Source organism: Neobacillus sp. (assembly GCF_031988165.1).
Classification (GTDB): Bacteria; Bacillota; Bacilli; order Bacillales; family Cytobacillaceae; genus Neobacillus; species Neobacillus rhizosphaerae.
On sequence record NZ_DALZYO010000074.1, the window covers coordinates 1 to 10,604 of the forward strand.

At 37.3% G+C, this 10,604-nt stretch carries 7 protein-coding genes; 5 read left to right on the plus strand and 2 right to left on the minus strand.

Annotated elements, in window-relative coordinates; translation table 11 throughout:
- Nucleotides 1-164 precede the first annotated feature (164 nt).
- A complete protein-coding gene (locus tag RTR43_RS24900; RefSeq protein ID WP_312476600.1) occupies nt 165-962 on the plus strand; it encodes a hypothetical protein in 798 nt (265 codons plus the stop codon).
- A 531-nt stretch (nt 963-1,493) separates the two neighbouring features.
- Here RTR43_RS24900 and RTR43_RS24905 read toward each other — a convergent pair.
- Nucleotides 1,494-6,389: a DUF4132 domain-containing protein gene (locus RTR43_RS24905; protein ID WP_312476603.1), complete on the minus strand. Its 4,896-nt coding sequence runs from the start codon at nt 6,387-6,389 to the stop codon at nt 1,494-1,496.
- Nucleotides 6,390-6,406: 17 nt separating this feature from the next.
- Nucleotides 6,407-6,826 (minus strand): hypothetical protein, encoded by a 420-nt coding sequence (locus tag RTR43_RS24910; protein ID WP_312476606.1) that lies wholly within the window; start codon nt 6,824-6,826, stop codon nt 6,407-6,409.
- A gap of 133 nt (nt 6,827-6,959) precedes the next feature.
- Between RTR43_RS24910 and RTR43_RS24915 the strand changes: the two genes are divergently transcribed.
- The 4 genes from RTR43_RS24915 to RTR43_RS24930 all read left to right on the plus strand — a co-directional run bounded on the left by RTR43_RS24915 (nt 6,960) and on the right by RTR43_RS24930 (nt 10,350).
- Nucleotides 6,960-7,292, plus strand: coding sequence for a hypothetical protein (locus RTR43_RS24915; protein WP_312476610.1), 333 nt, complete (start codon nt 6,960-6,962; stop codon nt 7,290-7,292).
- Nucleotides 7,293-7,460: 168 nt separating this feature from the next.
- Nucleotides 7,461-7,853: a VOC family protein gene (locus tag RTR43_RS24920; RefSeq protein WP_312476613.1), complete on the plus strand. Its 393-nt coding sequence runs from the start codon at nt 7,461-7,463 to the stop codon at nt 7,851-7,853.
- 411 nt (nt 7,854-8,264) lie between these two features.
- Nucleotides 8,265-9,263 carry a D-cysteate sulfo-lyase gene (gene cuyA, locus RTR43_RS24925; RefSeq protein ID WP_312476616.1) on the plus strand — a complete coding sequence of 333 codons (999 nt, stop codon included), beginning with the start codon at nt 8,265-8,267 and terminating at the stop codon, nt 9,261-9,263.
- A gap of 478 nt (nt 9,264-9,741) precedes the next feature.
- Nucleotides 9,742-10,350: a class I SAM-dependent methyltransferase gene (locus tag RTR43_RS24930; RefSeq protein WP_312476619.1), complete on the plus strand. Its 609-nt coding sequence runs from the start codon at nt 9,742-9,744 to the stop codon at nt 10,348-10,350.
- Nucleotides 10,351-10,604: the final 254 nt, after the last annotated feature.

Sequence of the window (10,604 nt, forward strand, 5' to 3'; positions counted from 1 at the left end):
CGTGTGGAGCAGGGGAAAAGCTGGAGATAACTTCAAATGCTTACCTATTGCGAACAAGAGTTTAAGGTCTTGCAGCTAGCAACGGCAGCTTTTCTTATTGCTCTAACGAAGCAGGTTACTTCAAGAAGGACTCCTATTCCCACTATGTCTTCAGAGCCGATATTGTGTATGACTGGGACATTGATTTTAAGCAAATTGAAAAGGACACTCAAACGTACAAAGATGACCATTTACCATCAGAATTACGAAAAAATGCGAAATATACAAATTACTCGTATTATCCAATGGAGCCAACCAAGAATGATACGCAGAGTGAAGCAGGCTATTATCGCGAAATGCAAGAAGTTATGTTGAGAGGGAAATATGTAGATGGGTTGCATATCAATCATACCTATACAGCGATGGCTCAGATGCTTTTGATAAAACAAATGGTGAAAACAGATAAGTGGCGAATGGTCAGTGATGATGATATGGTGTTGAAATCTGCGATAAAAAAGGTTTTTTCGGCAGAGATTCAGCAGGGAAAGTTACATTATTTTATAAATACCTTTGATAAAACACTATCAAGGGAGGATGCGTTTCAGGAATTTATTGATTCAAATAAACACCTAAGAAATTGGGCGGAATCAAATGGCTTAACGGAGCATTCTGATTATGAAGCAGCAGTTGAATTTTTGAAAAGAAGACTAGCTGTACACAAGTTTTATGAAACAAAAGTTGCACCAGACGGAACCCAATATAATGTTCATAAATCGAATAAAATTGAACACCCTATTGCAATGGCGGACCGAGGCAGCCGCTACATTGATGTACTTACGGATACATCCAAGCTATCAGATGAACACCTAGCCAGACTAATTGTAAGGGCTAATGACAATGCGGTAAATGCCTTTTTACAGCCCGGAAGGAGATGTATGATGAATGGATGTAAAAATCCCCCTTTTCAATCAAAGGGGGATTAAACGGTCTCCTACATCAAGGGTAATGGGCTCGCTCCGCATAAATCCTTTTAACGTGAATAAATGTAGATGATTAAATCGCTTGAAACCCTTGATACCATTGGAATTCAGCGATTTTTTTACATTCCAGTTTTTCAGTGAAAGAAGGATTAACGCTTATTTTATGAATTAACGCTTATTTTTAAGGGATTTTTCAACTAACTGACAGGTTACTTTAAGAAGGAGAAGTGAACTTTATTGTTGAAATAAAGAAGTGGGCAAGAAGGGATTCTAAGAAGAGAGTGTTGTAAATGGATTTTGAGGAGAAAATCGGCAAACTTCTGTGGAAAGAAGGAAAGTTTACAGAAGAATAAAACTGTACTATAGGATCGGGTAGCGTTAATCTCAAAAGGGTTTCTGCTAGGGGGACGGTTCGAATGGCTTTTTGATATACAGTTTTTGTGGCCTTGATCAAAGCAAGGAGAGCCGTCCCTGTGGCGCTTCAAGAAAAAGAAAAGGTGCCGCCCACAATAAAAGTGGGTAGGCACCTAACCTTTACTTAATTTGATCTAAAATATACGGGTCCTTGATTTTCTTATCCTCTGCAAGCATGAGAATTTTTGATACGACTTCGGCTGTTTTCGGGTCTTCATCCATAAATGGTAGGAATACTCGACCTCGATGCTGAGAATGAACCGGTACAATAAACAAGGCTCCGCTCGCTTGCTTATACGCATTGGCACTACCTAAATGAACGGAATATTCCCCTAGATTGCCTTCAATGATGGCAAAGTTTCCTTCCACTCGGACATTATCGAGCTTTAACAAGCGGATTGATTCGGAGACAATCGCTCTTCTCATTTCAATCGTCGTTAAGCTTGCTTTTGGATCTACTCCACCAACATGCGCGACACTCACAACTAAATCAACATCACGCATCGTTTCAGAAAACAGTAGCTTTGGTACATCCTTTAGTTCAACGCTCTTATAGGTATGTCGATCAAAGAACTCAACGGTCTCTAATGTCGGACATTCGATATCAGAAGGTGAAAACCAATCGGCCATCGCATAAATTTTGGCAATCATATTCTCCTTATAAAATACCTTCTGGAGACCTTCTTCATAACTTACCGTCCAATTTCGGCCTTTTAAAAGTGCAACCACTTTTCTTGGCTGTACCTGATGTCCCGCATATCTCATTGATGCAGTACTTGCAGTCAATTCATCTTGATTTGGAACATACAATTCTCTAAACACCTGTTTGAATGGTTCCTTAATCTGGCGATTAAATAAATCTCGTTGAAAATCACTCCATAGACCGCTTTCGTACAAATGAACGGGATGGGCAATCAACAGTTCATCATCTGTCTTAATCAAGTAATCTTCCCTATCGGCTACGTTAACCAAACAGCCTTCTACAAAATAGCCCAAATGTTCCTCTACTTTAAACACTAAGCTCTCTAATAGTGGTGAAATAACTGGATTCCTCACCATCTTGGTTAACTCAGATAGGGTAAAGCTATTCTGCATTACCATGGAGCGTTCTAGTTCTTCCTTTGCACGCTTATATTGGTTGGTTAGGTCAGCCTTAATCGACTTTAATCCCATGACATACTCATGCTTGTTATATTTAGAAGGAATCGATTTTAATGCTTTACCATTTTTGTACACTTGAATATCTGTTTTTCCTCTCGCATCAATAACCAGCTGTAATGTCAGGTCATCGATGTCCTTTGGTTCCAGTAGATGTTGGATTTCCTCCAGTTTCTTTGCTTCCATTTCCCAAATTAATCGGGTAACATCCTTGTAGCCAGCATTTCTAGCCAGGTTTTCAAGAGCGATCCCAACCGCTTTTGATTCGCTTGCACGTCGCGCAGCACCAAACTTCTTGCTTTCTTGTAAGAACGCTTGTAAAAACTCGTAACGGTCTAATACATCTCTCTCATTCTCTGAGTCAATCGGTAGGAGACTAACCACAAGTAAATGATCCTTATTGCGCTTTTCACTGGCTGATTTTTTCATATCGGACAGAGATAATTTCCCTAAAGTAGCATCAGCAAATAATTGTGAGCGTCGATGATTGGCTCCTGCAGAAATATACTTAGCAGAGTCATATAATACCTTGAACCTTTTTTCACCTAATTCATGATAGGCTTCCTTAAACCAAGCTATATCAAATGCTCCGTCGTTAAAATCCTCTGGCTTGATTGGTGAATAGTGGGCTACAATCGTTTCTTTTTCAGCAGAAAAACTCTCATTCATATGGGCATGGAAATACCAAGCTGCACTTCTTAAGCCATCCCATTGTAAGTATTTTGAAACAATTTCGATCCATTGAGGCGCATACATGGCTGCCTCTAGTAATCGCTTATCCGACACCTTTTTCCCTTTTAAAAGCTCTGCCAACATGGCTTCGTTTTCCTCTTGTTTCGGGTAGCATACTTTCAGCAAATGGCTGAACGTATCCTTTTTAGGGGCTTGGCCTGCGTAGCTATAAATATAGCCACGTACAAACGATTCCTTATCTGTTCCAAAAAGGATTTTGACAAAATACTTGATTCCTTCATATTTCCTTATATTTAAGGCAAGCGCTGTGACATCAGTCGGAAGCTCGCCTCGACTTAGTTCGATTTGTAGAATTGTTTTGATCGCACGCTCTTTAATAGGTAGCATAGAAGGATACTTTTTCAAGAATTCGGATCTTTCATTCGTAAGCCCCCAGTAATGCTGATCGCTTTTTTCTCTCGAAAACAATTCACGATACAATTCTTCTTCATCGATCAATTGAGATTCATAGGCTCTTGCAAAATCCTCTATTGGTGGAAAGAACTTCTTATAATTAGAGGAGCGATACAAATAATAAATAGTAGAAAAATAGTGCTTAAAGGATTCCTCATCATAAACAACTGCCTCTGTCCATTCCAACCAAGGCTGAACAAGTAATGACACAAATTTAGATTGGTTTTTCTGCTCACCCTCCGGTATTGCTTTTACCATGGAATAAAGGATAGGATACAACACTTCAAAGGCTTTTGGCTTCTCCAGGTCATCAAAATAAGCATCAACAATTTGAAAGACTTGCTGTGAATACTCCGTTTTTTGATTAAAGCTTTCCACCTGCTCGATTTGTTCGATTGGGTAGATGTGGCTTAAAAATTCTTTTCGCGTGCTTGTTAGAACTGGATAATTCTCTCTTTCCCATCGATTAAGTTTATTAAAATAATAGCGATAGAAATCATCTCTGGAAAGGAGGAATCGAATTTGAACAATCTGCTCCGTTGTTAATCCATTTACGTGGAAGTATTGTTTCCATATATCAGATATAGGTAAACGATCCAAGCTAGCCTGCCCTTCTTCTTTATGGAAGTTGACACGTAAATCACTGCCAAGTAACAAAGTTTCTTTATAACCACCGTAATATTCCACAACGTATTCATGATTACGATGTTCATGAACAAGAGCGGAAAGTCCTTTTAAAAATTCAATGACATCCGCGGTATATAAGGTAAACACATCATGAAGCTGAACGATTGGTCGTTCCTTCAATTGCACCTTAGCTTCTTTAGTTGGATCGTACAAGCCAAATCCATTTTTCAATCCTTTTTCTTCTGGGTTGGAAAACTTATCGATGAAGACTTTTTCTTTTTCTGTAGGATTTGCAATGGTCTTGATTTTCCCTTTCAAAGAAGAGAATTCCTCTTGTCGCTCAGGGTTCTCTTTCAACTCCGTCAGCATCTCTAATGCTCCTAAGTGTTGCAGTTCCTGCTTACTTGATAATAAGCGGTTAATCGATTCTTCTAAGCGTTCCTCTTTTAGTAATAGTAAAACTTGAATTGCTTTCTGTCTTAGTGTGCCAGTCTTTAGCTTAAGGATGGCTTCTACTTTTTCCATTTCAGCATCCGTTAATTGGAGCTTGCTTAGCTTGACCAAAGCCGTTTCACGGTTGTGCATACTTTTATCGGAAAGACTATCAAAAAGGAATGCACGCTGGATTGGATTCTTTAAATCTTTCATAAAGAACTCTAAAAGGTGTTGGCGGACTTCAGGGCCAACCTTATCCTTCAATTCGATCATCTGGGCAGTCCAATTTGGATCCATATCATAGGCAATGAGGTATAATAGTTTTTCCGCAATCATATCCGTTGAAAGGGTAACCGACTGGTCTTGAAACACTTTTGACTGAATCGTTATGTCTTTATTAGGAAGGCCTAACAAGATATCTTTAAGAAGGGAAAACTGTCTGGATCGCTCCTTCTTGTCATTCAACGGTTCTATTTTTTCTACCTCTAAAGTCTTCTCATGCGTTCCGCTATAATAATCAATGCCATAAGAAAATAGATAGCCAAGGTTTGAAATAATATAATATTGAAGCTCATGATCGGTTTCATCTAAATATTTATGAGCAATGTCATATTTCAAGCCTTCATTTTGACTTTGTGATAAAAAGGCCATCGCGACAATTTTCTGATAGAGAGCCCCATGCGCCATTAAATGGTAGATTTTCTCCTCCACATCATTTTCTTCATAAACCGCGGTTGCCCATAGACTGATATACAATTGGTTGACATCATTACTAGTAAGCCACTGCTCGCGAGCTTGTGAATCCGTCAGGGCTTGATAAACATAGTCGATACATTGCTTTGCTACCCGCTTATTGGCCGCTTCTAAATTTAAACCAGTCCAAACGTCAAGTGCTCTTATGACAGAACTGTAACGGATTAAATCATGCTCAATAATAATATTCAATAGATAAAGGGTTCCCTCTAATGTCCCTTCATCCATACTCTCGACAATACTTTGTCGAAGGCCTTCTTGAAGGCGAGCGGCTAATAATAACTCCCCTAACATTTCAAACGCTTTAGGTTGATGGCTATGAAGAATGCCTTCAATCACCCATTTGTTCAGGAGAGCGGTATTGTTTTCACCGTAAATCATTTCCTTTAATGCTTTAAAAACTCTCTCATTGCCTCGGTCCAATTCAAACGCGATGTAGTCGCTAATAATATAGTTGTTGGTATAATCTACCTCAAATACATGGGATAAATAATCGTTAATAGTAAATGATTCACGAGTTAATTCAAGAATGCTAAATAACTTTTTGATCACCACATGAAAATGCCATCTTAAATTGGACGTTCGAAAAGGTCTGCGGTAGTAGCCCACACTATATGGATAGTCTGTCGTCGTTTTCGCGATATATTGAAATAGAGCTCCGATTTCCTCTCCGAGCCATTTCTTGACCACTTTGACAAGAGGCATGAAGGATAAGGTTCTATCCTGACTCATCTGCTCTACTAAATGGTAAAGCTCCTTTTGATTATCTTTTCGATCATAATAATCTAATCTGGCTTGCTTGATAATGTGTTGGGCAATCTCTAACTCTTTTCCTGTTAATACCTTTTCTGCTTTTTCAAATAGACCTTTATAATAGGTCTCTTTGTCATGTACCATGTCATAATCCCCCTAACCTACCACATTCGCCCTGCTAACATTGTTAGTTTGATAAAAACAAGGTGATCCCCATCGTTTAATTGAATAGATGGACTCTCTACACCTTGTTCCACATCTTTGATAAATACTTTGAAAAAACCATCTTGAAACGCTTGAATAGCTGTTTTAATGGCATCTTCTTCATTGGCTTTATGCTCGTTGTAGACCACAGCAAAATCTACTTTGCCAGCAGCACCACTTTGTATCATTTCTTCTTTTGTGAAAAATTGTCCAAATGGAATATCTTCCTGCCTTTCATTAAACGCACGGACATTAATGGAAACAAGCTCGGATATAAGCTCACCGATCGTCTCTGGTTGCTTTGTTAACTGAAATTCTACCTTTTCTAGAAACGCTTTTCTCTTAGCTATACTCTTCAATGTCACATATATTTTCATTCGCTATACCTCTTGTAAAATGGGAATTATTTTGTATGAATATTCCTACACTTATTTTATATGAAACAATCTGTTTAACATAGTAGGGAAAATATAGGAGGTAGATATGTGCGTGTTGAGAATTTAGGTTGGTTTGGAGGTAAGCTTTTTTGATTCTGATGCCTGTCGCCCCCCCATTGAAGGTAAATCTATTCTTTGTAGAGAAAAAATATTAATTTGTTTAGCACTTAAGGAACGGTATATAAAAGAAAATACCTTTAGTAAATTAAATCAACTGTGTAAAGAAGAAAATTGCAACAATAAATCCCTTGAGGGTGTTAATTTTTGCTTAGAACACAATATTAAATCTTTACAGAATATCGGGAATTTACCAAAAAAACCTGAAGGGAAACTTTTCCCTCTTTATTTTGGAATATTTAACAACTCCAAAGCAAGTTTTAATGCAACAATTAGGAATTCTTGCTAACAGGTTAAGGTCCTACTTGTTTAACTAATGGGTGCTTATGTTGAAGACCAGCTGCCGATCCAAGTGGCTTTTTCATATTCAAGTAACGGTCAGTTGAAGAAGGATTTAATAAAATTGTGTTGAATTTATTTATTTTACAGAATAAATATTAATAGGAGCGATTACTAAATGATAGAAAAAATTAAAGCGAAAATTGAAAATTCTCTAACAGTACTATTGGTATCAGAACTTGAGAAATCTAAAAAGTATTATGAAGACGTATTGGGTTGTGAAGTAAACGAACATTGGGCAATACGAGATGATTTTGGTTTAGGATTTAAATTAATACAAGCAAAAGATTTAAATGATGTTAGACCTAACAAAGGTACTTGGAATACTTATGCATATGTAAATAATCACACTGAGCTTGATGCATTATTTGATGAATTGAAAACAAATGGTGCAATTATCGTCTCTGAACCAAATTTAACTGAGTTTGACTGGGGTGTTTGGAAAGAATTTTCAATTCGAGACTTAGATGGATATGTAATTGGTTTCGGTTCTGGTAATAAAAATAACTAACATGCTCTTTTTTTAGTAATAAAGTTTAAATAAACGTCACATAATTCACTTGAAAAGGTGTTAATCAAACCTTTTTCCAATGCAACTACCGGGGAGCTTTACTTCAAGATGGGATTCCACAGAGATCCCATCTTTTTCTTCTTCAACTAAATGGGATAATTGAAGAAGGATTTTGTTCCAAGCTAAGAGAAAAGAAAAAGAAGAACAAGTGGCTTATCAGTGACGATAACTTCTTGTTCTTCTTGCAATTATTCTTCCTCCTAAGCTTCGCTCGTTTACCTAAAGATGCTTTGATTGAAATCGAAGCGTTTGCTATGATTTAATCATAATTATTGAAAAGAGAACGTCAGAGTGATATTCTCTTTTCTTATTAGGCTAGTCTTAAACAGAGAATACAGGAGGAGAATGAATATGAATTTAGCACAATTCCCTAGACAGCGATATACACCAACATATACTCCCATTGAGAAATTACATCATTTTTCTGAAGTTCTTGGGGGCCCTTCCATTTATATTAAACGAGATGATTTACTTGGGCTGACGGCTGGTGGAAATAAAACAAGAAAACTAGAGTTCCTTGTTGCCGATGCAATAGACAAAGGAGCGGATACGTTAATTACATGTGGAGGCATTCAATCAAATCATTGCCGCTTAACACTGGCCGCTGCCGTTAAAGAGAAAATGAAGTGTATTCTTGTATTAGAAGAAGGTCTAACAAATTCTGAACCAGATTTTAATGGTAACTATTTTCTGTATCATTTACTGGGTGCTGAAAAAGTCAAGATCGTGCCTAATGGGACGGACTTGATGAAGGAAATGGAGAAAGTAGCTAAAGAAGTTACGGATGAAGGATCTAAACCTTATATCATTCCGGTTGGGGGATCAAATGTCATTGGCGCAACGGGATATGCTGCTTGTGCTCAAGAGATTGTGGCACAGTCCTTTGATCAAGGAGTCAATATAAATGCGGTCGTATGTGTAAGCGGCAGCGGGGGAATGCATGCAGGCTTGGTTACAGGCTTTTATGGAAATCAAAGCAAAATACCGGTAATCGGAATAAACGTAAGCAGAGGAAAAGCGGAACAAGAAGAGAAAGTTTTTCAGCTGGTTAAAGAAACATCTGCACACATTGGCATTCCAAATTCAATCCCACGTGAGGCTGTAACGTGTTTTGATGAGTATGTCGGACCAGGTTACGCTTTACCTACTCCTGAAATGGTGGAAGCTGTCAAGCTAATGGCAAGAACAGAAGGGATTTTGCTGGATCCAGTATATACAGGTAAAGCAGCAGCGGGACTCATTGATTTAATCCAAAAAGCCACCTTTAAGCCTGACGATAACATCCTATTCGTGCACTCTGGCGGAGCCTCATCGTTATACGCCAATACTTCGCTCTTTAATGAAGTTTAGTTAACAATATAGTTATTGTGTGACTCGTAAAAACAAAAAGAAAAGATTGGCAAGGTAATTAACGGGTTCTCTTTCAGGGGACAAAAACTTAAAAATCTACAAAACTAACACTAAATTTAACTCTCAAAAAAGCATCGGTTTTGAACCGATGCCTTTTTACTTTAACAAATATTTAGTATATTTATTCCTACAAATAATCCCAAAGTTTTTTATCCATAGTAAAATTAACAATAGAAACAATTGCACCCTTACTCAAGGACTACGAATTACCCTCTTAATGTCTATTTATAATTCAGCTAACGAGGGCTTTCCTTCAAGAAAGGATAGTCCCCTTTTTATTAACTAAAGAAGAAGGTTTAGTTGAATAACAATTCCATTACCTTATGAATAATAATGAAATTATCTAATGTCCATGGTAAAGCCCAAAATGAATAAAATACTTATTTCAAGTCTAATTAATCTTTCAGGAAGTGAGCAAATGGAAAAAGAAAAGCTAATTAAAAAATATGATAAACAGGTAAAAATGTATGAAAATAACCGTGCTAATCAAAAGCTTGCTGGATTGAGAAATAAAATAATAAAAAACGCATACGGAAAAGTCTTAGAGGTCGGAGTTGGAGCTGGAGCGAACTTTCCTTACTATGATAGGAATAATGTTGAGGTAACAGGAGTTGATTTTAGCTCAGAGATGATTAAGAGTGCCAAAAGAGCAGCATCAATTTTTCAAGTGAAAGCAGAATTTATACAGGAAGATATTGATGACTTGATATTAGAACACAACTCTTTTGATTGCATCGTATCAACCCTTTCACTTTGCAGTTATCCTGACCCAATTGTAACATTAAGTAAATTTAATAGTTGGTGCCGTAAGGATGGGATCATATTGTTAATGGAACATGGTCTGAGCTCTAATCCATTACTATCATTTACTCAAAAAATGATTGACCCACTATATACTAAAATATCTGGGTGTCATTGTAACAGAAATATCGATAAAATAATTGGAAAATCTAATCTTCAGGTCGATCATATCGAACGTTATTGGTCAGATATCATCTATTTAATTCGGGCAAGGCCCTCTAAGTAACAGTTCGATTCTTATTAAGGTAAAGGGTGCAAGAGTTGAAGAAAGGGGATTGCTACGGCGATCCTTTTTTTATCAAAAAAGTGGCGTAAAACCCCTTTCTTCAGAAAAGGGGATATAAGCCATGTTTTTTACTTCCAATTACTAATAGAAACTAGTATAATAAAAATATAGAACAAACGTTCTAGTTGGAGGTGAAAGAAAATGGGACCACACAAAAAGAACATGAAAGAAAAGAAGAAAAAAGAGTCGAAAGG